23 protein-coding genes are annotated in these 26,212 nt (G+C 35.9%); 13 read left to right on the top strand and 10 right to left on the bottom strand.

The window, feature by feature from the left end:
- Positions 1-7 precede the first annotated feature (7 nt).
- Both pepQ and D1094_RS09500 read right to left on the bottom strand, forming a co-directional pair.
- Positions 8-1,327 carry a Xaa-Pro dipeptidase gene (gene pepQ, locus D1094_RS09505; protein ID WP_118959896.1) on the bottom strand — a complete coding sequence of 440 codons (1,320 nt, stop codon included), beginning with the start codon at positions 1,325-1,327 and terminating at the stop codon, positions 8-10.
- A 124-nt stretch (positions 1,328-1,451) separates the two neighbouring features.
- Positions 1,452-3,374: a transglycosylase SLT domain-containing protein gene (locus tag D1094_RS09500; protein WP_259337891.1), complete on the bottom strand. Its 1,923-nt coding sequence runs from the start codon at positions 3,372-3,374 to the stop codon at positions 1,452-1,454.
- Between the two features lie 181 nt (positions 3,375-3,555).
- Between D1094_RS09500 and tusA the strand changes: the two genes are divergently transcribed.
- A complete protein-coding gene (gene tusA / locus D1094_RS09495) occupies positions 3,556-3,801 on the top strand; it encodes a sulfurtransferase TusA (protein WP_118959895.1) in 246 nt (81 codons plus the stop codon).
- Positions 3,802-3,853: 52 nt separating this feature from the next.
- Here the strand turns inward: tusA and D1094_RS09490 are convergent, their stop codons facing one another.
- The gene (locus tag D1094_RS09490) at positions 3,854-4,105 is read right to left on the bottom strand and encodes a YdcH family protein (RefSeq protein ID WP_118959849.1); all 252 of its coding nucleotides are present in this window, start codon (positions 4,103-4,105) and stop codon (positions 3,854-3,856) included.
- Between the two features lie 9 nt (positions 4,106-4,114).
- The gene (locus D1094_RS09485) at positions 4,115-4,429 is read right to left on the bottom strand and encodes a TraR/DksA family transcriptional regulator (RefSeq protein ID WP_118959848.1); all 315 of its coding nucleotides are present in this window, start codon (positions 4,427-4,429) and stop codon (positions 4,115-4,117) included.
- 532 nt (positions 4,430-4,961) lie between these two features.
- Between D1094_RS09485 and D1094_RS18880 the strand changes: the two genes are divergently transcribed.
- Positions 4,962-5,570, top strand: a complete 609-nt coding sequence (locus D1094_RS18880) for a PEP-CTERM sorting domain-containing protein (protein ID WP_259337890.1) — start codon at positions 4,962-4,964, stop codon at positions 5,568-5,570.
- A gap of 268 nt (positions 5,571-5,838) precedes the next feature.
- Here the strand turns inward: D1094_RS18880 and glyS are convergent, their stop codons facing one another.
- From glyS to dnaA, 6 genes are all read right to left on the bottom strand, one after another.
- Positions 5,839-7,905 (bottom strand): glycine--tRNA ligase subunit beta, encoded by a 2,067-nt coding sequence (gene glyS, locus D1094_RS09475; RefSeq protein WP_118959847.1) that lies wholly within the window; start codon positions 7,903-7,905, stop codon positions 5,839-5,841.
- Positions 7,905-8,828, bottom strand: a complete 924-nt coding sequence (glyQ, locus tag D1094_RS09470; protein ID WP_118959846.1) for a glycine--tRNA ligase subunit alpha — start codon at positions 8,826-8,828, stop codon at positions 7,905-7,907. Before glyQ ends, glyS begins: the two co-directional genes overlap by 1 nt.
- 138 nt (positions 8,829-8,966) lie before the next feature.
- Entirely contained in the window at positions 8,967-11,402 is a 2,436-nt protein-coding gene (gene gyrB, locus D1094_RS09465) for a DNA topoisomerase (ATP-hydrolyzing) subunit B (protein WP_118959845.1), read from the bottom strand.
- 9 nt (positions 11,403-11,411) lie between these two features.
- Positions 11,412-12,542: a DNA replication/repair protein RecF gene (gene recF, locus D1094_RS09460; RefSeq protein WP_118959844.1), complete on the bottom strand. Its 1,131-nt coding sequence runs from the start codon at positions 12,540-12,542 to the stop codon at positions 11,412-11,414.
- 8 nt (positions 12,543-12,550) lie between these two features.
- Positions 12,551-13,654: a DNA polymerase III subunit beta gene (gene dnaN, locus D1094_RS09455; protein WP_118959843.1), complete on the bottom strand. Its 1,104-nt coding sequence runs from the start codon at positions 13,652-13,654 to the stop codon at positions 12,551-12,553.
- Positions 13,655-13,686: 32 nt separating this feature from the next.
- A complete protein-coding gene (gene dnaA, locus D1094_RS09450) occupies positions 13,687-15,078 on the bottom strand; it encodes a chromosomal replication initiator protein DnaA (RefSeq protein ID WP_118959842.1) in 1,392 nt (463 codons plus the stop codon).
- Positions 15,079-15,582: 504 nt separating this feature from the next.
- Between dnaA and rpmH the strand changes: the two genes are divergently transcribed.
- From rpmH to D1094_RS09395, 11 genes are all read left to right on the top strand, one after another.
- Entirely contained in the window at positions 15,583-15,717 is a 135-nt protein-coding gene (gene rpmH, locus D1094_RS09445) for a 50S ribosomal protein L34 (protein ID WP_118959841.1), read from the top strand.
- 40 nt (positions 15,718-15,757) lie between these two features.
- The gene (gene rnpA / locus D1094_RS09440) at positions 15,758-16,129 is read left to right on the top strand and encodes a ribonuclease P protein component (RefSeq protein ID WP_118959840.1); all 372 of its coding nucleotides are present in this window, start codon (positions 15,758-15,760) and stop codon (positions 16,127-16,129) included.
- Entirely contained in the window at positions 16,096-16,344 is a 249-nt protein-coding gene (gene yidD / locus D1094_RS09435; RefSeq protein ID WP_118959839.1) for a membrane protein insertion efficiency factor YidD, read from the top strand. Before rnpA ends, yidD begins: the two co-directional genes overlap by 34 nt.
- Before the next feature lie 5 nt (positions 16,345-16,349).
- On the top strand, positions 16,350-18,029 hold the full coding sequence (gene yidC / locus D1094_RS09430; protein ID WP_118959838.1) for a membrane protein insertase YidC: 1,680 nt from the start codon (positions 16,350-16,352) through the stop codon (positions 18,027-18,029).
- A gap of 131 nt (positions 18,030-18,160) precedes the next feature.
- On the top strand, positions 18,161-19,564 hold the full coding sequence (gene mnmE / locus D1094_RS09425; protein WP_118959837.1) for a tRNA uridine-5-carboxymethylaminomethyl(34) synthesis GTPase MnmE: 1,404 nt from the start codon (positions 18,161-18,163) through the stop codon (positions 19,562-19,564).
- Positions 19,565-20,023: 459 nt separating this feature from the next.
- Positions 20,024-20,491 (top strand): flavodoxin domain-containing protein, encoded by a 468-nt coding sequence (locus D1094_RS09420; RefSeq protein ID WP_118959836.1) that lies wholly within the window; start codon positions 20,024-20,026, stop codon positions 20,489-20,491.
- A 431-nt stretch (positions 20,492-20,922) separates the two neighbouring features.
- Positions 20,923-22,812 carry a tRNA uridine-5-carboxymethylaminomethyl(34) synthesis enzyme MnmG gene (gene mnmG, locus D1094_RS09415; RefSeq protein ID WP_118959835.1) on the top strand — a complete coding sequence of 630 codons (1,890 nt, stop codon included), beginning with the start codon at positions 20,923-20,925 and terminating at the stop codon, positions 22,810-22,812.
- Positions 22,813-22,864: 52 nt separating this feature from the next.
- Positions 22,865-23,494, top strand: a complete 630-nt coding sequence (rsmG, locus tag D1094_RS09410) for a 16S rRNA (guanine(527)-N(7))-methyltransferase RsmG (protein WP_118959834.1) — start codon at positions 22,865-22,867, stop codon at positions 23,492-23,494.
- 56 nt (positions 23,495-23,550) lie between these two features.
- Positions 23,551-24,366 carry a ParA family protein gene (locus D1094_RS09405; protein WP_118959833.1) on the top strand — a complete coding sequence of 272 codons (816 nt, stop codon included), beginning with the start codon at positions 23,551-23,553 and terminating at the stop codon, positions 24,364-24,366.
- 44 nt (positions 24,367-24,410) lie between these two features.
- Positions 24,411-25,307: a ParB/RepB/Spo0J family partition protein gene (locus D1094_RS09400; RefSeq protein ID WP_118959832.1), complete on the top strand. Its 897-nt coding sequence runs from the start codon at positions 24,411-24,413 to the stop codon at positions 25,305-25,307.
- Between the two features lie 153 nt (positions 25,308-25,460).
- Positions 25,461-26,204 carry an outer membrane lipoprotein-sorting protein gene (locus tag D1094_RS09395; RefSeq protein WP_118959831.1) on the top strand — a complete coding sequence of 248 codons (744 nt, stop codon included), beginning with the start codon at positions 25,461-25,463 and terminating at the stop codon, positions 26,202-26,204.
- The last annotated feature ends 8 nt before the right edge of the window (positions 26,205-26,212 follow it).

Raw genomic sequence — 26,212 nt, 5'->3', positions numbered from 1 at the left:
CAATTTACTAACTTAATTCAAGATCACGCGTCATGTTTTCATTGTGTGATTGATGAACAATAATGTTATCTTCTATTCTAATCCCACCAAACGCACGAAGTTCATCTACGTTCTGCCAATTTATTTGATCAGCAAGTTTAGAACTTTTTAAGTCAGCAAGTAATGAATCAATAAAATATAAACCAGGTTCAATAGTAAATACTTGATTTGCTTCAATCACACGAGATGTTCGTAAAAATGGATGTGCTTCTGGCGTATTTACATGGGTACCTCGTTCATCAGCCATAAAGCCACCAACATCATGAGTTTGCAGCCCTAAGTGGTGCCCTAACCCATGCGGGAAAAATGTAGATATTACGCCTGATTCTGCTGCTAATTCCGCATCAACGTTAATTAAGTTAAATTCTTTTAACACCTTACCTATCTCTAAGTAAGTTTGTATATGCAAATCGACATAACTGACGCCAGGCTTTAAACCATCAACTGCATTAAGCATAAGTTGATCCATACGTTTAATTAACTCTGCAAACTTATTATCTTTATAAGCATAGGTTCTGGTTATGTCTGATGCATAACCATTAAAATTTGCACCGGCATCAATTAAAAAGGACTGATGCGTTTGTGGAGGTGTTCGCTCAAGTGCTGTGTAGTGCAAAATTGAACAATTTTTGTTTAAAGCGACTATGTTGCCATAAGGCGTATCATTAGTAGTAAAGCCTATTGCCGTTAAATAAGCTTGTTGAATATCATACTCAGTATCACCTTGTAAAAAGGCTGTTTTGGCCGCTTTATGCCCTAACACCGCTAATTTATTTGATTGACGCATACACTCATGCTCATAGTTTGTTTTATAAGCTCTGTGATAATGAATATAACTAATTAACGGCTCTGGGTTTATGTTGTCAAACCCTAGTGCTCTGGCAACTTCTAAATGTTCGCCAATATACGCATAGCCTTTTTTATCGTATGGTAATAACTGATCTACTTCTGAAGCCTTTTTTAGTATTTTTATATTGAAGTATCCACCCCAGTAACTTTCATCTAATGGTGTTACTTTATGCCAAAAGTCAACGGGCTGGTAGTAAATCAATATTGGCTTGTCTTCACCGTTAACCACTAACCACGAATTGGTTACTTCAGTTAAGGGAAGCCAATATTTAAAGTGCGGGTTCACTTTAAACGGATAACTATTGTCATCTAAAAACGCCTTGATCTCTTGACCTGAATGTATAACAAGACCTTCGAGGTTCTCTCGTTTTAATACTGTTTTGGTTATTTGTTGAAGTTGAGCTACATGGGCTGGGTAAAGTTTAGCCAATTTGTCAATTAATACAGTCATTTGATAGGTCTCCAGTTTTTTATACATCATAGCACAACCCAATTGCTGTACATTGGCTTGAACAGCAATATTATTTTTTCACAGTGTTCATTTTGCTTGGCAGCAGCACTGCTTAATCACCAATATTCATGTTAATAACATTTTCAAAAACACGGCTGACCTCTCCAGGCTTATGTTGGTAAATTTCTTGATATGCCAAAACACTTTTAACGTAATTGCGAGTTTCTTTAAACGGTATTGTTTCAATCCAAATATCGGCAGGCATAGATTTCAAATTTTTTAACCAGCGCTTCACACGATATGGCCCAGCATTATATGAAGCAGTTGCCAGTACTTGGTTACCTTTATTTTTATCCAGTAACTGACGCAAATATTTTGTACCTAATTTAATATTATTTTCCGCATTGAATAAATACCGTTTGCTCACTTTACCACGCTTGAGCGACTTCGCTGTTTTGGGCATAATTTGCATTAAGCCGCGTGCCCCAGCTGATGAATGTGCGTCAGTCATAAAAGAACTTTCTCTTCGAGTAATGGCAAATGCCCACGCAGGAGCAATCTTTGCTTTATTCGCATGTTGATTAATTTTTTCATCAAAAGCCTTTGGAAACCTTAATGATACGTCATTAAGGTAGCCCACTTGAGATAAGGTAAATATGGCTCGATCAAACCATTGATTCTCATTAGCAATTTTTGCCGCAACTAATTTCTCTTGATTATTTAATTGAGACAACCAAAAATTCCATTCTCTTCTTGCTTGTGTATATCGTTTTAAATAGAACAACTCAAAAGCTCTTTTTGCTGCTGGGTGACTCAACACCTTTTGCTTTTCTGCAAGCGTGGTATCAACAGGTTTGTGCTCTAAGCTTACAGGTGCTTGTAAATAACTTGCCGCTAAAAAACCATAATAATGACGTTTATTAGCTAGCTTATTCAAAACATCATTGCCCTTCGCTTCTTTCCCTGTTTCAATTAATGCTCTGCCATACCAGTATTGCCATTGTAAATCGCTTTTATGAGATTCAGGTAATAACGCTAGCTCTGTTATCACACGTTGCCAATCTTGTTGCTTTAATACCTGCGTTAAACGCCATTGCAACATGTTCTTATTCAGTTGTGCCGGGTTTAATTTTTCCAGCCACTGACTTGCTGATTTATGGTTCTTATTTGCCAAAGCGAGTGCGAATTTTTCATTAATTTGATGTAATTGTTCATCAGAAAACTTAAACATGCTTTGCGCTTTTTTATATGTTTTGATTGCTCTGTTTGAATCACGCCAGACTAAACGTTTAATACCATAAGTAAATATCTGACTTTCTTTTTCAGATTTATTTGGAAATTTACTCAATCGAGAAACTATTGCAGGATCTCGACGAACTTTATGCCAGAGCTTACCTAAGTACTTTTCTTCTTCAGGCAATAATTTTGTTAGGTATGGCAATAGTGTGTGCTTACCTCCATCAGCAGAAAGCTCTATCCTCTGCCATACAATATCTGGTGTTCTATATCCTGCTTTTTCCCATAGTTTAAATAACGGGTCACAAGACTTATCTTGTGATTTACCGACCAACCATAATTTTGTTACTTGTGGTAATACTGTACTTTCTGGTAAACCTGCTTTTAATGAAAACGCTAAATGCTTACAAGTTAACTCTGCATTAGATGTCGGTTTAAAATACTTTATAAACAGCAAAGGTCTATTTTTCTTTGCTAAATAATTTAACCATTTTTTTCGTAACGGCCAATCAAGTGGTGAACCTTCAAATTTCGTTAAAAATTTATCGATCTCTGCAGCATCAGACAACTTAACCCTGTCCATTAATCGACGTTGATCTAAATAAGGTTGCAAGGGGTAGTAATAGAGTTGGTTATATAAATCAATATATTGCCTTGAATTTGGTTGGGATATGTATTTTTCAGCTCTTAAAAATGTTTGCTGCTGCGATTTGTCACTTGTAATGACAAAAGAATCACTCGCATTTATTTGCCAAGATAATGAAATAAATAAAAGTGAGGAAATAATTTTTTTTATCATAAGTATGAGATGGCTCATGTTAAAACGAATAACGGTTTATCTGAAGGCTATGTTTATATCATATTGTGATAAACATACGGAGGTAAGTATAGCGTATTCTCTTTTTTATCTCTTAGGCTAGGCTTCATTTACTACTATCAGGTATAATTGTGCCTAATGTTTTATTGTTTAATTGCTTGTTATGAATAATGACTTAACACCCAAAGCTGATCATAACCTTGATGCTATCGGCTTAAGATGCCCAGAGCCTGTAATGATGGTTCGTATGAATATACGTAAAATTGCTAGTGGTGAAACTCTTTTAGTACAGTGTGATGACCCATCAACAACACGTGATATACCCAGTTTTTGTCGTTTTATGGATCATGAATTAACCTTTAAACAAGTAGATCAAAGCCCATACATTTATATCATTAAAAAAAATTAACCAATCACCTACGCATGCCTGTAAATGAATGGTTAATTTGATGCCTAATTAATTAGGCCGTTACTTTACTTTTCTTAATAATAACAAGTAACTTATCTTTTAATAAAAGTCGCTCTTTCTTTTTCCCTTCTAAATATTCATCACTGGTGTTTTCAACACCTTGTTCTATGCGATGAACCTCTTGATTTACTTCATGATATTCTGTAAATAAGCGTGCGAAGTGAGTATCGTTCATTTTTAAGTTATGTATTTCATCATGGTATTCTGGAAACTCGTGATGAAGGTCATGTTTTTCTAAAGTCATGTAGTACTCCTAGTTTGCGCAATCTATACAAGTTGTTGTATAGGGTAATGCTGTTAATCTTTTTGGGTTAATCGGTTCATCGCAACTGCTACAATGTCCATATACACCTTTTTCTAATCTTATTAGTGCTTCATTAACTAATTGCAGCTCTCTTTTGGCTTCATGATGTATTTCATCTAATACATCATCATTTTCTGTTTCAGTTGCTTGTTCAGCAAAGTCTTGTGATCTACCTTTGTGAAAATCAGCTTCAATTGCATTGATTCTTTTTGCCAACTCTTGTTGCTTTTCTTTTAGGGCAACCTCTAGTTTTTTGTTAGGCATTTTATCCTCCTTAATATTGCGAATTTTCATTTAATTCGCCTTATATATCTTCTATAACCACCATACGCCTACTCTTTTTTTTATTGTTGATCTAGCACAATTTATTGCTTTAATTCTGATGGTTTTTACTAAGTTCAGCCCATTAATAAATGGTATGATTCCATCATGCTATTGAGTCAACTTAGAATAACTACTTTCTATATATATAAGTGATAACCTTCTTTGTAACTATTCCAATTTGATAAACCGATAAGATTTAAACTACTAAATAGTAACTTTCTATTAGCTTACATAAAGTGAGTATTGATTATTTTATAGCTAGTAAAGTACCACTCATTTAACATATCTATTTATATATTAAGGTGTCAGGATATTTTACAAAAACACAAAATTCAAATTAACTTTAAACGATAAACAACTGTTTTTTATACAATTAAATTGCTTGGCATTATTCCTGCTCACCATAATTTTATCATTTATTTTTTGAATACCTTCCATCCTTTATGGAAAGTATTACCAAGGACAACTCGTAATGACAAATTTTTTTTTAAAAGGCTTAATAACTAGTTTTGCTTTGATCGTTAGTGGACTTGCAAACGCAGGGTTAATCTACAATATAGAGAATGGCAACTTAGTTAGTGCGAATGGCGTACAGCTTAATGGTGTTGAGTATAATGTATTTTTCGGAGACTCTTGCTCGAGTATGTACGAAGGATGCGATCAGTCACTATTTACTTTTAACACGCAAAGTGAAGCAACAGCTGCGCTAGATGCATTATTTGCTCAGGTTCTAGTTGATAATGTAGTACTTGGTGGAGTTGAATATGACTTTTTATCTAAGCCAATCGATATTTTCAGCTGTAATTGGGGCGCAGGTGGTTCTTCTAGCACAAACTTTTGTGAGCTTTGGGTACCATACCTAGTTAATGGTCAAAGTGTAACCTCTGCTTGGTATTCACACCGTGACGGCGCACGTGTTTCTACAGTCCCTTCTTGGACTGGTTCTATAAATTATGGTGATAACGCTGACTATATGGCTTTCACTCGATGGGAAGTTGCACAAGAAGTACCAGAACCTACTACTTTAGTTATTTTCGCCTTAGGTCTAATGGGATTGGCTTCGCGTAAATTTAAAAAGTAAGCTTGATTTAAAAAGTATTAATATATTGAAGCACTGATCATAACGGTCAGTGTTTTTTTTCGTTCTAGATTTATGAAGTTATGAATTCACACCAACCCCCTAAAGACCCCTTCAAAATCATTTAGTCCTGTGTCGTTCTAAGTAGCCTTTTTATACGTCATGGTATTAAACTAAAAAGCCGCTTTGCTATTACAACAAAACGGCTCCAAGTTCACTCAAGAGTGCGTGTATCCATACCCTTTTTTTACATAATTGTATTACAGCTATATTATTGAAGCTGAGAAATATCAGCTATTTCAAAGAAGCAATTTCTTATTTTATTAAGTAAAGTTAAGCGATTAATTTTTACTGCTTCATCGTCACTCATAACCATTACATTATCAAAGAATACATCGATAGGTGTTTTTAGTTGAGCAAGTTCCGTCAATGCGCCTTGGTAATCTTTTGATGCCATTAATGGGTTTACGCGTTCTTTAACGTCAAAAAACACTTGAGCTAAGTCTTTTTCTTCTTGCTCTTGTGCTAATTCAACTTTAAAGCTTTGGTATAGCTCTCCATCGAATTTTGCCAGAATATTACCAACACGTTTATTAGCCGCAGCTAAAGTTATCGCAGCGTCCAATGTTCTAAAATAACTTACAGCTTTGATTCGTTTGTCGAAATCTAAAGGTGCACTTGGTTTATTAGCCATTACTGCTTGAATTACATCTGCGCTGATACCTTGTTCTTGGTAGAACGCTTTATAACGACCCATTACAAACTCTATAACATCATTTGCAGTATTATCATTGCTCAGCTTGTCACCGAACAAACTGATGCTTTTCTCTATAAGAGCTGTAAGGTCGATATTTAACTCTTTTTCTATGATGATACGTATAACACCAATTGCTGCTCTTCTTAGTGCAAATGGGTCTTTATCACCCTTAGGTGGTTGGTTTATACCAAAGATCCCCACTAAGCTGTCAATTTTATCAGCAATTGCGACTGCACAACCAATATTGGCCTCGGGTAAACTATCGCCTGAATATCGTGGACGATACTGGTCTTCAAGTGCTTGTGCTATTGCTTCACTTTCACCGTCATGTCTCGCATAGTATTTACCCATAGTACCTTGTACTTGTGGAAATTCTAATACCATATCCGTCATTAGATCGGTTTTACTCAATAAGCCTGCTCTATATGCTTCATCTGCATTTTCATTGATTGTTTTTGCAATTGTTTCACTTAACGAGGCTATACGTTCAGATTTATCTTTTACTGTGCCAAGTTGCTTCTGAAATAAAACATTCTCTAACTTATCTAATCGATCTGATAAGCGTTGTTTCTTATCTGTTTTATAGAAAAACTCTGCATCAGCTAATCTTGGTCTGATAACTTTTTCATTACCAAATATCACTTGTTGAGGGTCTTTAGATTCTATATTCGCAACAAAAATAAACTTATTGAGTAAATCACCTGCTTTGTTTGTTACCGGAAAATATTTTTGATGATCTTTCATCGAGTATATTAATGGCTCAGCCGGTACATTAAGAAACTCTTCATCAAAAGTACCAACCAATGTAACAGGCCATTCAACTAACGCTGTTACTTCTTCAAGTAACTCTTCGTCAAGTAACGGCACTGCATTGATTTTATCTGCCGCTTGTTTTATTTGTTCAACAATTTTTGCTTTTCTTTCGGCAAAGTCTGCAATAACGTAAGCATTATTCAGTGTTGCTATATATTCGTCGGCATGAGTTAAGGTTACTATATCTTTTTGATGAAAACGGTGACCTTGGATTTTGTTATCAGAATTAACACCTAATGTTTCACATGGCAGAATATTACTACCGTACATAATAGTTAATGTGTGTACTGGTCTAATAAATTGAGTACGCGCACTTCCCCACCTCATTGGCTTTGGTATAGGCAGTTTAGTCAGTGATGAACTAACAATGTCAGGTACTATTTCTTCTACAGTTTTACCTGCAACATTTGCTTTATGTAATAGCCATTCGCCTTTATCTGTGACAAGTCTTTCGGCTTGATCAACTGTTATGCCATTTGAACGTGCCCAACCTTCTGCTGCTTTACTTGGCTTACCTTGTTCGTCGAACGCAACATTAACAGCTGGACCGCGCTTTTCTACTTGCTTGTCTTCTTGTTTCGCTTTCAGGGCTTTTACTTCAACAGCTAAACGTCGAGGTGATGCATACCAAGTGATCGCTTCATATGGTAAAGCCGCTTTATCTAGTTGGCTTTTAATTCCATCATGAAATGCGATAGCAAGTTTTGTTAATGATTTTGGTGGTAACTCTTCAGTACCTAGCTCAATAAGGAGTGTTTCTGTAGTCATTATTTAGCTCCTTTTTCTTCTTGAGTATTTTTGCACAGTGGAAAACCTAGTTCTTCACGTTTTTGATAATATGCTTCTGCACAGGCTTTAGATAAAGCTCTAACGCGTAATATGTAGCGTTGCCTTTCAGTCACTGATATTGCATGCCTTGCGTCTAATAAATTAAATGCATGCGAAGCTTTCATCACTTGTTCATAAGCAGGTAATGGTAAGTTGGCTGCAATCAACTTTTCACTGTCTTTTTCACACTGGTCAAATTGTTTAAACAAAGCCTCTACATCAGCATGTTCAAAGTTATATGTTGATTGTTCAACTTCGTTTTGGTGGAACACATCGCGATAGTATACGGTTCCCATTGGACCGTCTGTCCAAACAAGATCATAAATACTATCTACATTTTGAATATACATAGCTAAACGTTCAAGACCATAAGTAATCTCACCGGTAACTGGCGCGCATTCTAATCCACCGACTTGTTGGAAATACGTAAATTGCGTAATTTCCATGCCATTTAGCCAAACTTCCCAACCTAAGCCCCACGCACCTAAGGTTGGTGACTCCCAGTTATCTTCAACGAACCTTATGTCGTGTACCAATGTATCAATACCTAGCTCTTCTAAAGAGTCTAAATATAACTGCTGTATGTTTTTCGGCGATGGTTTTAACATAACTTGAAATTGATAGTAATGCTGCAATCTATTTGGATTCTCACCATATCGTCCATCAGTAGGTCTTCGACATGGTTGCACATAGGCACTGCTCATTGGCTCAGGACCAATTGAACGTAAGAACGTCATCGGGTGAAATGTTCCTGCACCTACTTCTAAATCTAATGGCTGTACGATTACGCAGCCTTGTCTTGACCAGTAATCTTGCAACTGCAAGATAAGGCCTTGGAATGTTTTTATGTTGAAATTTGTCATCTGTATCAATTTCGCCGTTATTTATATTCTTGTCAGATTATAACACTGTAGAGTATTTAATCTATTTTGTTTGCATTATGTTAATAGCAAAAAAGCCCGGTTTTTTTAAGACCGGGCATCATATTTCGCTTATATGAACTATACGTCTAAGTTTGAAACTCTTAGCGCGTTTTCTTCAATGAAGTTTCTTCTAGGCTCTACATGATCACCCATTAGTGTATTGAACAATTGGTCAGCTGCAATGGCATCTTCAATTGTTACACGTAGCATACGTCTTGTTTCAGGGTCCATTGTGGTTTCCCATAATTGTTCTGGGTTCATCTCACCCAGCCCTTTATAACGTTGTATATATTGACCACGTTTCGATTCAGCCATCAACCAGTTTAATGCTTGCTCAAAACTAGTTACACCGTTAACTTTCTCACCACGTTTAACATAAGCACCTTCTTCCATTAGATCATTAATTGCTTCGTTCAATGATTGAATAGCTGCAAACTCTTTTGAATTAACAAAATCATAATTACAATTGTAAACTGTGTCGATACCGTGCTTACGAACATTAAAGCTTGGATAATAAATATTACGTTCGTTATCTTGTTCCACTGTTACAGTGTAGATCGAACCATTGCCATCTTGATTATCAAGTTGGTTTATCAAACTTTCAGTCCAAACCTCTACACTTGCTTTATCATTAAATGATTCAGGTTGAATCGTACTGCTGTAAATCATTTTTTCTAGAATATCAGCAGGTATCTGTCTAGATATTCTTTTTATGGTTTCCATTGTCGATCTATATTGATTAACCAATTGCTCTAAAGCAGCCCCCATAATCGCTGGCGCTTGTTCATTCACATGAATAGAGGCATTATCTAATGCTAACGTTGTTAGATATTCGGTTAATGCTTCATCATCTTTAATGTAACGTTCTTGCTTACCTTTTTTAACTTTATATAAAGGAGGTTGTGCAATGAATATATGACCTCGTTCCATAATTTCTGGCATTTGACGATAGAAAAATGTTAGCAATAGTGTACGTATATGCGATCCATCGACATCAGCATCCGTCATTATAATGATACTATGATATCTTAATTTTTCAGGGTCATATTCATCACGACCAATACCACAACCCAACGCAGTAATAAGAGTACCTACTTCTTGCGAAGATATCATTTTATCAAAACGCGCTTTTTCAACGTTTAGTATTTTACCTTTCAAAGGTAATATAGCTTGGTTTTTACGGTTTCTGCCCTGTTTAGCAGAACCACCAGCAGAATCACCCTCCACAATATATAGTTCAGATAATGCAGGATCTTTTTCCTGACAATCCGCTAGTTTACCTGGCAAACCCGCAATATCTAAAGCACCTTTACGTCGAGTCATTTCTCTCGCTTTACGCGCCGCTTCACGAGCTCTTGCAGCATCAACAATTTTCATAATAATTGTTTTAGCAACACTTGGATTTTCTAGTAAATATTCTCCTAGCTTCTCACCCATTGCTTGTTCAACAGCTGTTTTTACTTCAGATGAAACGAGTTTATCTTTTGTTTGAGAAGAGAATTTTGGATCGGGTACTTTCACAGAAATAACAGCAGTAAGACCTTCACGTGCATCATCACCTGTAGCACTTGTTTCACCTTTCTTACTTTTGTTAAGACCTTCTTTCACCATGTATGAGTTTAAGGTACGAGTTAGTGCTGTTCTAAAGCCGCTTAAATGGGTACCACCATCTCGTTGAGGAATATTGTTAGTGAAACAGAAGATACTCTCTTGGAATCCATCATTCCATTGCATTGCTACTTCAACAACAATGCCATCTTCTCTCTCTAGGTCAAAGTAGAATATTTCTTCATTAACTGATGTTTTGTTGGTATTTAAATAATCAACAAAGGCTTGAATACCACCTTCATAGCAGAAGTGCTCTTCACGCCCTTCTTCACGTTCATCAATTAATTTTATTGATACGCCTGAGTTTAAGAATGAAAGTTCTCTTATTCTCTTTACTAAAATATCATAATGAAATAGCGTATCAGAGAATGTTTCAGAACTTGGCCAAAACCTTACTTCCGTACCTGTATTTTCACTCTCGCCAACTACAGCTAATGGTGCATCAGGTTCACCAATCGAATAATTTTGCTCATGTAATTTACCATCTCTACGTATGGTTAATTTTAGTTTTTCACTTAACGCATTTACGACTGATATACCTACGCCGTGTAATCCGCCTGATACTTTATATCCTGAATCATCGCCGCCAAACTTACCACCAGCATGAAGTACCGTCATTATAACTTCAGCTGCAGAAACACCCTCTTCAGGATGAATTTCTGTTGGTATACCTCGACCATCATCTTTAACTGATACTGAGCCATCTAAATGAATTTTCACTATAATATCACTACAGTGTCCGGCTAAAGCCTCATCAATTGAGTTATCTAAAACTTCAAAAACCATGTGATGTAAGCCAGTACCATCATCTGTATCACCGATATACATACCTGGTCTTTTTCGTACTGCATCAAGTCCTTTTAGTACTTTAATACTGGACGAGCCATATTCGTTTTCTACTGTCATAGTTTCAGCCTATTCACTCATTTTTATTTCATTTCTAGCATAAACTTTACCATGTTCCACGTGAAACATTTTAAATTTTTGCTGTTTACCATCATTATTTGCACTACAAAAATTAACAATAAATGGCTTAATCATCTTTTCGTCAATTGCAGTGATAACTGCTTGGCAGTTCATCTGCAAAATTGTATCTGCTAATACAGTTCTTGAATTAACATCTAATTCTGCACCAATATCATCAATTAATAAAATTGGTTTTAGTCGCTTAACTTTTTCAATTAATTTAGCTTGAGCAAAAGTTAAAGCCAATAAAAACAACTTTTGTTGCCCTCTTGATAGACATGCTTCTATTGCATGTTTACCAAACATGAATTTTAGATCAAATTTATGAGCTCCATAAAGTGAGTAACCTTGTTGAAACTCTCTGTCGTATCCTTGTTCTATACAATCTAACAGGTCCCTATTCTTAGGCCAGCCATGTAAATACTGAATGGTTACTTGGTCAGATAAATCTGGAAGTAACAATGCTAGCATATTATTTAATTCACTCTCGAGTGAATCAATATATACTCGCCTACAATTAGCCACTGATATAGCAGCTTCTGTAAAAGCTGTATTCCAATACACCATTTCTTCTTTAGTATATCTATTTCTTATTGCGGCATTTCTCTGCTTTAATATCTGATTAAAATGACGCCATAAAGGAATGAACTCATGTTTCACGTGAAACATACCTAAATCTACAAACTTTCTTCGCTCTTTAGGTCCACCAAAAAAAAGCTTAAAACTTTCTGGGGTAACTATTTGAACTGCAAAATTTTCAACCAAATTAGAAAGTTTTTTAGTAACATCACCGTTTAACTTAAGCTTGGTGGTTTGACTTACAACGTTTTTACTTAACCCTATTTGTGTATCATTACTGTCTTTAGCACTAACAACAAAATTGTCATGTGCAAAAGAAACTATATGATCTAACTTTGTTGTTCTAAAAGACTTACCATGACCGAGGAAGAAAAGTGCCTCTAGCAAGCTACTCTTACCACTTCCATTTTTGCCAATAAAAAAATTGAGCTTAGGGTGTAAATCTATTTGCGCAGAAACTAGGTTCCTAAAATTATCAGTAACAAAATTAACTACACTCATTAAAAAAGTTAAAGCCTCATGGGCATAACTACATACAATGCTTCACCTGAATTAGCACCTTCAATAACCACACTACTATTCGCATCAGCTAGAGTAAACTTAACATCTTCATCTTTAACAGCATTAAGCACGTCAAGGACATAACTAACATTAAAACCAATTTCTAGATCATCATAAGGGAAGTTAATTTCTAACTCCTCTTCTGCTTGCTCCTGTTCGGGGTTGTTAGCAGTTATTTTTAATAAAGAATTTGAAAAATTTAAACGTACCCCTTTAAACTTTTCATTTGATAAAATAGAAGCGCGTGATAAAACTTGTTTAAGTTCATCTTTATTAGTCGCAAAAACCTTATCGCCATTACGTGGTAAAACACGTCGATAATCAGGGAATCGACCATCGACTAATTTACTAGTAAAAGAGAACTCTGTATCGACAATACGTATATGATTTGAACCTAAAAAGACTTGTATTTCTTCATCAACAGGGTTTAAAAGTCTAATGATTTCTAAAATACCTTTTCGAGGCACAATTACTTGCCTTGCAGGTAATGTAAGGCTTTCATTAGCTATTTTACAAATAGCTAGCCTATGTCCATCAGTGGCTACAGATCTTATTTCGTTTCCTTCACACTCTATTGACATGCCATTTAGATAATAACGAACATCTTGGTTAGCCATAGAGAAATGAGTGCTTTCAATTAAACGAAGTAATTCTGATTTCATTAATTTAAATTCAACATCACCCTTCCACTCTTCAATATTTGGAAAGTCTGTGGCAGATAAAGTAGAAAGAGAGTAACGACTTCTTCCTGAAGCAAGAATGACAGACTCTCCTTCTGTCGTGAAAGTAATGTTTGAACTGTCAGGTAAGCTTTTACAAATATCAAGCAACTTTCTTGCTGGTATAGTTATTTTACCGTCTGACCCTTCATTATGAATTTCAGCATACGAAACCATTTCAAGTTCAAGATCGGTTGCAGTTAAAGTTAGTGATTGCTCACTAACATCGAAAAGTATATTACCTAGAATTGGCAGCGTACTTTTTCTTTCTACTGCACCAGAGACTAAAAGTAATGGCTTTAGTAATAATTCCCTATTTAATGAAAACTTCATTCTTTTACCTACTTAAGCATTGAACATTATTATTATGAAGAAAGGGTTCTAATCAAATTAGAATAATCTTCTTTTATATCATGCGTTTCTTCACGCAAAGACTTAACTTTACGACAAGCATGAAGCACAGTTGTATGGTCTCTGCCGCCAAAGGCATCTCCAATTTCCGGTAAACTGTGATTCGTTAATTCTTTAGATAATGCCATGGCAATTTGTCTTGGTCTAGCAACAGATCGATTTCTTCGTTTAGACAGTAAGTCAGCGACTTTAATTTTATAATATTCTGCAACAGTACGTTGAATATTATCAATAGTAACAAGTTTATCTTGCAACGCTAATAAATCTCGTAAAGCTTCTCTAACAAAATCAATGGTGATTGCACGCCCAGTAAAATTGGCATTAGCAATAACACGGTTAAGTGCCCCTTCAAGCTCTCTAACATTTGAACGTAAACGTTTGGCTATAAAGAAAGCGACTTCATCAGCTAGGTTAATATGACTTTCTTCAGCTTTGCGTTTTAAAATAGCAACGCGTGTTTCAAGTTCAGGTGGTTCAATAGCAAGCGTTAATCCCCAACCAAAGCGAGATTTAAGCCTATCATCAACGCCATCTATTTCTTTAGGGTAACGATCACTTGTAAGGATAATCTGTTGATTTCCTTCTAGTAAAGCATTAAAAGTATGGAAAAATTCTTCTTGTGTACGCTCTTTGCCAGCAAAGAATTGAATGTCATCAATAAGTAAAGCATCAACACTACGGTAGTAATGTTTAAACTTTTCCATCGCATTATTTTGCAATGCTCTCACCATATCTTGAACGAAGCGCTCAGAATGCATGTAAGCAATCTTGGCATTAGGTTTATTCAATAAAATGCCATTACCGACAGCATGAAGTAAATGTGTTTTACCTAAACCAGTTCCACCATATATAAACAAAGGATTATAAGCAGCACCCGGATTATCAGCAACTTGTGAAGCAGCAGCTCTGGCTAACTGATTTGATTTACCCTCAACAAAATTATCAAAAGTGTAGTTAACTCGTACATTGGTTTTTTTGGGTAGATTGCTTTCAGTTTCTTTACGCTTAGGATCGTTGTTGTTTGACTGAGCAAACATTGATGATCCTGTTGATGGAGCAACAGAGCTTGGCTTTCCTGATTCTGAACTAATCGATGCTATAGGTTTACTACCAACATCAAAACGTAATAATAATGGATTATCAGTATCATTAAGTGTAACTAACTCATTGATACGATTTACATATTTATCACGTACCCAATCCAATACAAAACGATTTGGTGCATACAATGTCATGACATTATCAGTTATTACACACTGTAAAGGACGAATCCACATACTAAATTGCTGAGCAGGCAACTCTTCTTGTAAAATAGAAAGGCATCGCTGCCAAGGTGAAAGGTCCAACCAAAACTCCAAAAACGTTTAATAATATCAAAGCGACTAATAACAAATAGTCGAATAAAAAACCGTACTCACTGAGGGGAATAAACGGAACACATGATATGATTATTAATATATTTAGCTATTATCTATTGAGTTATCCACAAGTGCAATATGACTTTTGTGTTATTATCAATTTTTTAAGATAAAGTCATAAATAATGCATGAATAATGGCCTTAAGCGAATAAAGAAATAGAGAAACCAACCATAAAAGCAAAAATTGATAACATAATTGAATAAAGAGAATTCAAAACAAGACGCTATTGTTATAAAACTGTGAGTAAATATACGATCTTCAATTAAAGGAAGATCGAAAAGATCCATAAAAAAGGATCATTTATTATAAAATAGAAACGATTAATGATTGACAAATAGGCTAACACGCATTAATATTCGGCCTCTTTTTTTAGACCTGTGTGCTCAAACGGCTGTTTTGCCAGGGCAACAACAACCGACGGATTAGCGTAATGAAAAGAACATTTCAACCTAGCGTATTAAAACGTAAGCGTAACCACGGATTCCGTGCTCGCATGGCAACTAAAAACGGTCGTGCTGTTTTAGCTCGTCGCCGTGCTAAAGGCCGCGCAAGCCTAAGCGCTTAATACATATTCTTATCTTAGAATATAATAAGCTAGCCTAGTAATGGTTACTTATAAATTTAATCGGGAGTCACGTTTGTTGACTCCCGGTCATTTTCAACGAGTATTTTCTAAGCCTACTCGTTATGGTTCTCACCACTTTACTCTACTTATTACCCCAAGTGATAAAAACTCATCTGATGCACCAAATAACCGTTTGGGTTTAGCAATAGCCAAAAAACGCGTTAAATTAGCGGTTCAAAGAAATAGAATAAAAAGACTAGTTAGAGAAAGTTTTCGGTTAAATCAACACAATTTACCTGATATAGACATAGTTGTTATGGTAAAGTCAGGAATTGATCAGCTAGATAACAATGAAATAAATCAACAGTTAGAAAAAATATGGCGAAAAATAAATCAACGCCACAAAAAATAGTAATATCATTGATAAGAGGCTACCAACGCTTCATTAGTCCATTACTAGGTTCAAATTGTCGATTCAACCCTACCTGTTCATCCTACGCAATTGAAGCAGTTAATCGCTTTGGGGTGATAAAAGGGACTTGGTTAGCAATCAAACGTATATTAAAATGTCATCCACTTAATGCAGGGGGTGATGATCCCGTGCCAACACATAAAAAAGAGAAATAAACCTTATGGAATCCCAACGCAGTCTGCTTTTTATTGCGCTTATGGTTGTTACCTATTTGCTATTTAGTCAATGGCAAAAAGAGCAAGCAACACCAATAGAGCAAGTAACTACGACCCAAGAGCAAAGTATTCAAGAAAATAATGGTGATTTTGTTCCTGAATCTTCTGAACAAGTTGCTGCACTAGAAAAAATTCCATCAGCGACAACTAGCAAATTAATTTCTGTTAAAACCGATACTATTTCTGCAAAAATAAATAGCCAAGGTGGTGACATTATTGAAGTTAAATTGCTGAAATTTGAAACCGTTCAAGACAGCGATATCCCATTTACTGTACTTCAAAATGGCGCTCAAAAATATATTGCACAAAGTGGTTTAACCGGTGCTAATGGTATTGACCGAATTGTTAAAGGTCGTCCTATTTATACATCACAGCAAAGCAACTATGATCTTAACGGCAATGAAGAGTTACTTGTTGATTTAGTATACCAGGCTGAGAACGGTTTACATATTACTAAACGATTTACCTTCAAAGCGAACAGTTACGCTATTAATGTTGATTATCTTATTAACAACAATACTAATAATACAGTATCTGTCCAAATGTATGGTCAATTGAAACAATCAACCGTTGTAGAAACCTCTTCAGGAATGTTACCAACCTATCGCGGCGCAGCGTATTCAACAACCGAAGAACGCTACGAAAAATATGATTTTGAAGATATTGCCGAAGCAAATTTAAGCCAACCAACTGCGGGCGGTTGGGTTGCAATGCTTGAACACTACTTTGTTTCAGCTTGGGTACCAAACGCTAAAGATACGAATCAACTTTATACTAGCTACACAAATAGCTACGAAGCCGTTATTGGTTTCAAAGCACCAGCGATTAATATTGATGCGGGTCAACAAGGTCTAACCTCTGCCATATTATACGTAGGACCTAAAGATCAGGGCGTGCTAGAAAAAATAGCACCTAACCTTGATTTAACCATAGATTACGGTTTCTTGTGGATGATTAGCCAACCACTATATGGTTTACTAAATATTATTCAGTCAGGTGAATTTAGCTTCTTTGGTATGTTTGATGTTGACCTTGGTGGTGTTGGGAACTGGGGTTTAGCCATTATAATTATCACTATCTTTATTAAAGGTGCAATGTATCCTTTAACCAAAGCACAATATACTTCAATGGCTAAAATGCGCGATTTAGCGCCTAAAATGCAGCAGTTGAAAGAGCGCTATGGTGATGACAGACAAAAAATGTCACAAGCGACCATGGAAATGTATCGTAAAGAAAAAGTTAACCCTGCCGGTGGTTGCTTGCCCTTATTATTACAAATGCCAATATTCTTAGCACTTTACTGGGTATTCTTAGAAAGTGTTGAGTTACGTCACGCGCCATTTGTTTTTTGGATTCAAGATTTATCGGCTAAAGACCCATTCTTCGTATTACCGCTACTAATGGGTATTAGTATGTATGTTATGCAGAAGATGCAGCCAATGACAATACAAGACCCTATGCAGCAAAAAATTATGCAGTATATGCCTGTTGTATTCTCTATCTTTATGGCATGGTTCCCATCAGGTCTAGTACTTTACTGGTTTATCAGTAACGTAATATCCATTGTACAAATGAAAATAATTTTTGATGGTATGGCTAAACAAAAAGCCGCTAAAGAAAGTTAAACAAACTTTTGTGCAAATGAGGCGACCTTAGGGTCGCCTTTTTTATTTAAAGTTTTAACACCATTAAAAACTGTGAAGAAAAGAAAAATAAAGTAAAATAACAACAAAGTAATTTACTATTAAGCTATAAAATGACAGCCTTTTCACAACAAACTACCATTGCAGCTCAGGCAACAGCACCAGGACGAGGTGGTGTTGGCATAATCAGAGTATCAGGGCCCGAAGCAAAACATGTTGCTCAAGCAATTTTAGGTAAAGTGCCTGAAATCAGAAAAGCTGAATACCTACCCTTTCTAGATGAAAACCAACAAACGCTTGACCAAGGTATCGCTTTATATTTTAAAGGGCCAAATTCTTTTACTGGCGAAGATGTCATCGAGTTTCAAGGTCATGGTGGCCCTGTTATTTTAGATATGCTACTTAAAGCAATTCTTTCATTACCTAATATTCAAATGGCAAAACCGGGTGAATTTAGTGAACAAGCGTTTCTTAATGATAAATTAGATCTCACTCAAGCTGAGGCAATTGCTGATCTTATTAATTCTAGTTCAGAACAAGCTGCTCGTTCTGCTTTACATTCCTTACAAGGTGACTTTTCTAAACTTGTCCATGAAATGGTTGATAGCATTATTCATTTAAGAATGTATGTAGAAGCCGCCATTGATTTTCCTGAAGAAGAAATTGATTTTCTTGCGGATAAAAAAGTCATTACGGATTTAAAAGCCATCATTGAAAGGGTCGCAGCCGTTAGAAAGCAAGCACAACAAGGCAGCCTTATTAGAGAAGGTATGCGGGTAGTTATTGCGGGCAGACCCAACGCGGGTAAATCGAGTTTACTTAATGCTCTTAGCGGCAAGAAAAGTGCAATAGTGACTGATATCGCAGGTACAACCCGTGACGTCTTAGCAGAACAAATTCATATAGACGGTATGCCATTACATATTATTGATACTGCAGGCCTTAGAGAAAGTACAGATACTGTCGAACAAATAGGTATTGAGCGGGCATGGGAAGAAATTGAACAAGCAGACAGAGTACTGCTTATGGTAGATGCAAGTGAGCAACACTCAATACTAGAAGACGAGCAAGATATCAAAAAGCTGTACCCTGAATTTTTTGAAAAACTTCCTGCACATATTGGCCTAACACTAGTAAGAAATAAGGCTGATAAAATTGAGATTGAAACGGGTTTGTCTGAGTTTATTGATAACCAGCAAAAAGTTCATAGTGTTTTAACTTTATCGGCTAAAACAGGTGAAGGCGTTAACAGTCTAAAAGAGCACCTAAAAGCTATTATGGGCTATCAAGGTAGTACTGAAGGAGGCTTTATGGCGAGAAGGCGCCATTTAGTTGCATTAGAACGTGCTCACAATCACTTGCTAACGGGTTTAGACCAACTAGAATCTTACGTTGCTGGTGAAATATTGGCTGAAGAACTACGTATTTGCCAACAAGAATTAGATCAAATTACTGGTGAGTTTACTAGTGATGATCTACTCGGAAAGATCTTTACATCTTTTTGTATTGGAAAATAACCTCTCGTTAAACTTCATTAGGCCGTAATTACTACGGCCTTTTTTATTCCTTTTTTCTAGAGCTGAGGCTAAAAAACCTCAATTTTTCGTTATAAGCTGCTGATTAGCTAGCTAAACTACACAACTGTTACCTTGATTAAAGGGGGATTAACCTCTCAGCTAAATGATTAAACAAAGATAAACACGCCCTTAATAACCGCTTCTCAGGATAATAAATAGCTCACTAGCAGCTCTTTTCCCTTACTGCTGTATTAAACTCATAAACAATAGCTTAACTATCAAACGAGTGAGTTGCTACAACCACAAGTATAACAATTTCAATCGATTAACCTATTTCTTACCCCTAATTGAGGTTAACAAAGTCAATTCAAATTCAAGAGCTTAGATAGCAATAACAGGTTGAGTCTAGCTATATAAGTAATACAATAGCGCTAAATTTAATTACTAAACGAGTTAACTATGAGTTCTATCCAAATAATCGTTGGCAGTATGCTTGGTGGTACTGAGTATGTAGCTGAAGCATGCGAAGAAGTATTTCAAAATCATAATCACACAATAGATCTACATTTAATGCCTAAATTTTCCACAATTATCGATCAGTCATTTCAAGATGATCCCTCTGAAAAAGTCATTTGGTTAGTATGTACCTCGACTCATGGTGCAGGAGAGTATCCTGACAACTTGAAAGCATTTGCTGATGATCTACTCAATACCGATCAAGATCTATCAACAGTTAACTTTTTAACTATTGCTGTAGGTGATTCAAGTTACGATACTTTTTGTAAAGCAGGTAAAGATATAACTAAGCTTTTAATATCAAAAGGTTGCAAAGAAATAAACAGTATTTTAACGTTAGATATGTCTCAAGAGATAGATCCAGAAGATCTAGCACAGCAGTGGATTGAAACAAATATGGATCGCATATAGATCTATTACCCATAAGTTATCAACAGCTACTTAGTTAAAAACAAATCTATGTGGATAAGATCGTGAATAACCGGTTATTTTTCTATTATTATTCAGTTGATGAAATTGATTTTATTTATGCCTGTGTATAAAGTGCCCTTTTGATCAAAGCTTATACGTGAATAGATCATGTATTGATCACAAAGTTATCATTACTGTTACTCTCTAATTTATATGGTAAAAAACCACTTATACACAGAAAAAGGCGATCTTAATAAGTAATAATAATAAGATCTTTATATAGATCTCTTTTTATATATTAAGGATCGCCCTAGATCTTTTTTAGTCATTTGATCGTATCGTTTTGCTAAAAAAAGAGATAAAATATGTCCCCCTTATTTTTAAATGCTCAAAAATTAGAGTATTGATTAGTTATTCAAGGTTATTAATTTATGTGGTATCAAGAGTCTTATGACGTAATTGTTGTTGGTGGTGGTCATGCTGGAACAGAAGCATCACTGGCCGCAGCCCGTATGGGATGTAAAACATTATTGTTAACCCATAACATTGATACATTAGGCCAAATGTCTTGCAACCCAGCAATCGGTGGGATCGGTAAAGGGCATTTAGTTAAAGAAATTGATGCCTTAGGTGGTTTAATGGCCACAGCGATAGATCATAGTGCCATACAATTTAGAACGTTGAATGCAAGTAAAGGCCCTGCTGTTCGAGCCACAAGAGCTCAAGCTGATCGTGCTTTATACCGATCATACGTACGTAACTACCTAGAAAACCAAGAAAACTTAACTATTTTTCAACAACCTTGTGATGACTTGATCCTTGAAAATGATCGCGTTGTCGGTGTCTCTACTCAGATGGGTCTGAAATTTAAAGGAACTACCGTTGTCTTAACGGTTGGTACCTTCCTCGCAGGCCAAATACATATCGGTTTGAATAATTATCAAGGTGGTCGTGCTGGCGATCCTGCCAGTATGAATTTGGCGGCTAAACTAAAAGACATGCCTTTTAGGATGGATCGTTTAAAAACAGGCACACCCCCACGATTAGATGCAAGATCATTAGATTTTTCTGTCATGGAAGAACAACCAGGTGATTCACCTAGACCAGTCTTTTCATTTATGGGATCTACTGCTGATCATCCTGAACAAATATCGTGTTACATCACGCATACTAACGAAAAAACACATCAGTTTATTCGTGAAGGACTTGATAGGTCCCCCATGTATACTGGGGTAATTGAAGGTGTTGGTCCAAGATATTGTCCGTCTATTGAAGATAAAATCACACGATTTGCAGACAAAGATTCTCATCAAATATTTGTTGAACCTGAGGGATTAACAACACATGAAGTTTACCCTAACGGGATTTCAACAAGTCTACCATTTGATGTACAAATGAATTTAGTCCGTTCAATTAAAGGGTTTGAGAATGCGTTTATCACTCGACCTGGTTATGCGATTGAATATGATTACTTTGATCCAAGAGATTTAAAACAAACCTTAGAAAGTAAATTTGTTAGTAATCTTTATTTTGCGGGACAAATTAACGGAACAACAGGCTATGAAGAAGCAGGTGCTCAAGGACTTATTGCAGCTGCCAATGCTGCAAATAGAGTAAAAGGGCGTGATGAATTTATTTTAGGGCGCGATCAAGCCTATATGGGTGTACTCATTGACGATTTAGCCACGTTGGGTACCAAAGAACCTTACCGCATGTTTACATCACGTGCTGAATACCGTTTATTACTTCGTGAAGATAATGCAGATATTCGATTAACAGAAAAAGGCCGTGAAATTGGTTTAGTTGATAATGCTCGTTGGCAGAGATTTAATGAAAAAATGGAAAACGTAGAACAAGAACGTCAGCGTTTACGATCTACATGGGTGCAAAAAGATCACACTGCTGTTGCCCAAGTTAATAAATTACTTAAAACACCAATGAGTAAAGAAGCAAGTTTAGAAGATTTAATCAGACGCCCTGAAGTTAGATATGATGATTTGATAGCTATTGAAGGCTTAGGCCCGGCAATGGCAGACAAACAAGCTGCAGAACAAATTGAAATTCAAATTAAGTATGCTGGTTACATCGACAGACAATTAGAAGACATCGCTAAGAAAAAACGTAACGAAGATACTTTGATTCCTACAGACTTTGATTATCAGCAAATATCAGGTTTATCTAACGAAGTTGTAGCAAAATTGCTTGATGCAAAACCAGAAACAATTGGTAAAGCTTCGAGAATTTCTGGTATTACTCCAGCAGCAATTTCGTTATTATTAGTTTATCTTAAAAAACATGGTCTTTTGCGTAAACAAGCATAGGCAATAATCTAGGGGCATTTTTTAATAAACAGTTAAAAAATGCCTAATAAAAATGACACTAATACAAGAACTTACTGATTTAATATCTAAAACTAACTTACAAGTTACTGAGCATCAAATTCAATTATTGGTGCAATATGTTGAGTTGTTAGATAAATGGAATAAAGCTTACAACTTAACGTCAGTAAGAGATCCTCATGAAATGCTCGTTAAACATATTATGGATAGTTTGATGGTAGGCGAAGTAATTGAAGGTAATAGTTTTATTGATGTTGGCACGGGTCCCGGTCTACCTGGTATCCCTTTAGCCATTTTATATCCAGAACGAAGCTTTGTTTTATTAGACAGCTTAGGAAAGCGTATCACCTTTTTAAGGCAAGTCGTTTTTCAACTCAAGCTGACTAATGTCACACCCGTTAAATCAAGGGTTGAAGATTACCAACCTGAGCAACCTTTTGATGGCGTATTAAGTCGAGCCTTCTCTTCATTAACAGATATGGTAAGCTGGTGTCATCATCTCATTACGATTGAACATGGACGATTTTTTGCGCTTAAAGGACAGTTTCCACAAGATGAAATCGCTCAGTTACCCAGTAATATTGAATTGATTAAAAGCAATCAAATCAAGGTGCCGCAGCTAGTTGGTGAAAGACATGTACTTGAATTGAAAAAAATAAGTTAACAATACTGAGAATTACCATAAAATAACAATTATAAAAATTACTAATCGAGGCGCTTGTGGGAAAAATAATAGCTGTGGCAAACCAAAAAGGTGGCGTAGGGAAGACAACAACTGCGGTCAATTTAGCTGCATCATTAGCAGCCACAAAGCGAAAAGTTTTATTAATTGATTTAGATCCTCAAGGTAATGCCACAATGGCTAGTGGTGTTGATAAATACCAAGTACACGCAACTTGTTATGAATTACTTATTGAAGAGCAAAGTGTTGAAGAAGTTGTCGTAAAAGAAACTTCGGGTTTATATCATCTACTTGCGGCAAATACCGATGTTACTGCCGCTGAGATTAAATTAATGGAAGTTTTTGCTCGCGAGCAGCGTTTAAAAAATTCGCTAGCACCGGTAAAAGATTACTACGACTACATCATTATTGACTGCCCTCCTTCATTAAACATGTTAACAGTTAACGCAATGACAGCTGCTGATTCTGTGTTAGTACCTATGCAATGTGAATATTACGCATTAGAAGGACTAACGGCGTTAATGGATACCATTACAAAACTAACATCTGTGGTTAATGAAGGTCTACATATTGAAGGGATTCTGAGAACGATGTACGATCCTAGAAACCGTTTGGCAAACGATGTTTCTGAACAGTTAAAACGTCACTTTGGTGATAAAGTTTACCGCAGTGTTATTCCAAGAAATGTTCGATTAGCAGAAGCACCAAGTTTCGGTGCACCAGCCATGTATTATGATAAATCGTCAACGGGTGCTAAAGCATATCTAGCCCTTGCTGGTGAAGTGATCAGACGAAATGACTCCAGTAAAAAAGCAGTGACTCAAAAACCTGCTGATGTAAATATTACTGAATAAACAAAAGAACAAGAAGATTAATTAATTTAGGTGCAAGAAAGCTTATGAGTCCAGCAAAACGTAAAGGTGCGAGTCGTTTAGGAAGAGGGTTAGATGCCTTACTTGCGCCCGCAAGCCCTGTAAATGAAAGTTCTGCTGAGGATGCTTCAGCCTCTAAAAATGCTGCTGACAGTGAACTACAAGAGTTATCAGTAAAGTTGCTTTCTCCAGGTAAATATCAGCCAAGAAGAGATATGTCTGATACCGCGCTTGAAGAGTTGTCCTTATCTATTCAATCTCAAGGTATTATTCAACCCATTGTTGTGCGTTCTACTGGTGAAAATAGCTATGAAATCATTGCAGGTGAACGTCGTTGGCGTGCTGCCAAATTAGCACAGTTAGAAGCTGTTCCATGTTTGGTAAAAGATATCCCTGACGAATCAGCTGTTGCCATTGCTTTAATAGAAAATATTCAGCGTGAAGATCTTAATGCTATGGAAGAAGCAATAGCCCTAGAGCGTTTGCTTAACGAATTTGATTTAACCCATCAAGAAGTGGCTATTGCCGTAGGTAAATCTAGAACGACGGTGACAAATTTGCTTCGTTTAAATAATTTAAATGAAGAAGTTAAAACGTTTTTAGAAAATGGTGATATTGAAATGGGTCATGCCCGTGCTTTATTAGCGTTAGAAGGCGAAGTGCAAACAACAGCAGCACAAACAGTGGCGACTAAAGAGCTTACTGTTAGAGAAACAGAAAGTTTAATTAAGAAAATACAAAACCCTGTTGCTGAAAAAGAAGCGATTGAAAAAGATATTAAAACTTTAGATTTAGAGCAAGATTTAGCGGATAGATTAGGTGCAAAAGTGGCCATATCTCATAATAAAAAGGGTAAAGGTAAACTGGTTATTTCTTATGCTAACTTAGAGAAACTTGAAGAAATTTTGACGAAGATAAACTAAATTTTATTTATAATCGTCGTAATAAGAAACCAGCCTAGCGCTGGTTTTTTTATGGATAATATATTTATGCTAGTTAAAGCATTAGCATTTATATATTAACTTGTTATAGTGAAATAATGTACTGAATACAGGTAATTATATAAGGATTTAACCATGTCGTTATTACCGCGTTCTCCCATTCTTTTTACTGTGCTGATGTGCTTTAGTTTATTGGTGAAAGCCGATGATGATGGTGTAGCACTATTAAAAAAAATGGATGAGCTCTTTCGTTCAAAAACGTCTATTGCCACCATGAAAATGACAATAACAACACCCAACTGGCAACGAACACTAGAAATGCAGAGTTGGACACAAGGTATGGATGATACCTTTATTCGTGTGTTATCACCGAGAAAAGATCGTGGTGTTGCTACTTTGAAGAAAGGTAAAGAAATGTGGAATTTCTTTCCTAAAATCAATAAGGTTATTAAAGTACCACCGTCGATGATGATGGGATCTTGGATGGGATCAGATTTTACTAATGATGATCTAGTAAGAGAAGTATCGTTAGTTGAAGAATACCATGTGACTAAAAGTGAATCAGAAAATACTTATCAACTTACCTTACTGCCCAAACAAAGCACTGTTACCGTTTGGGGAAAAATAATCATTATAGTGAATAAGGCTGATTTATTACCGTTAGAGCAAAATTATTTTGACGAACAAGGAGATAAAATTCGTTCAATGAGCTTTTCTGACATTCGAGATTTTTCAGGTAAAAAAATGCCAGCTATTATGACTATGATACCTCATAATAAATCAGGTCATAAAACGATTATTGAATATGTTGAAGCTGAGTTTGATAGTCAATTAAAAGATAATATTTTTACCTTACGTAATTTACAAACTCGATTCTAGCTTTACTG

Origin of the sequence: Colwellia sp. RSH04, from assembly GCF_003545765.1 — a bacterium.
In the GTDB taxonomy this organism is placed as follows: Bacteria; Pseudomonadota; Gammaproteobacteria; order Enterobacterales; family Alteromonadaceae; genus Colwellia.
The sequence above is the reverse complement of the archived record's forward strand: the minus strand, read 5'-3'. Positions and strand labels throughout refer to the sequence as shown.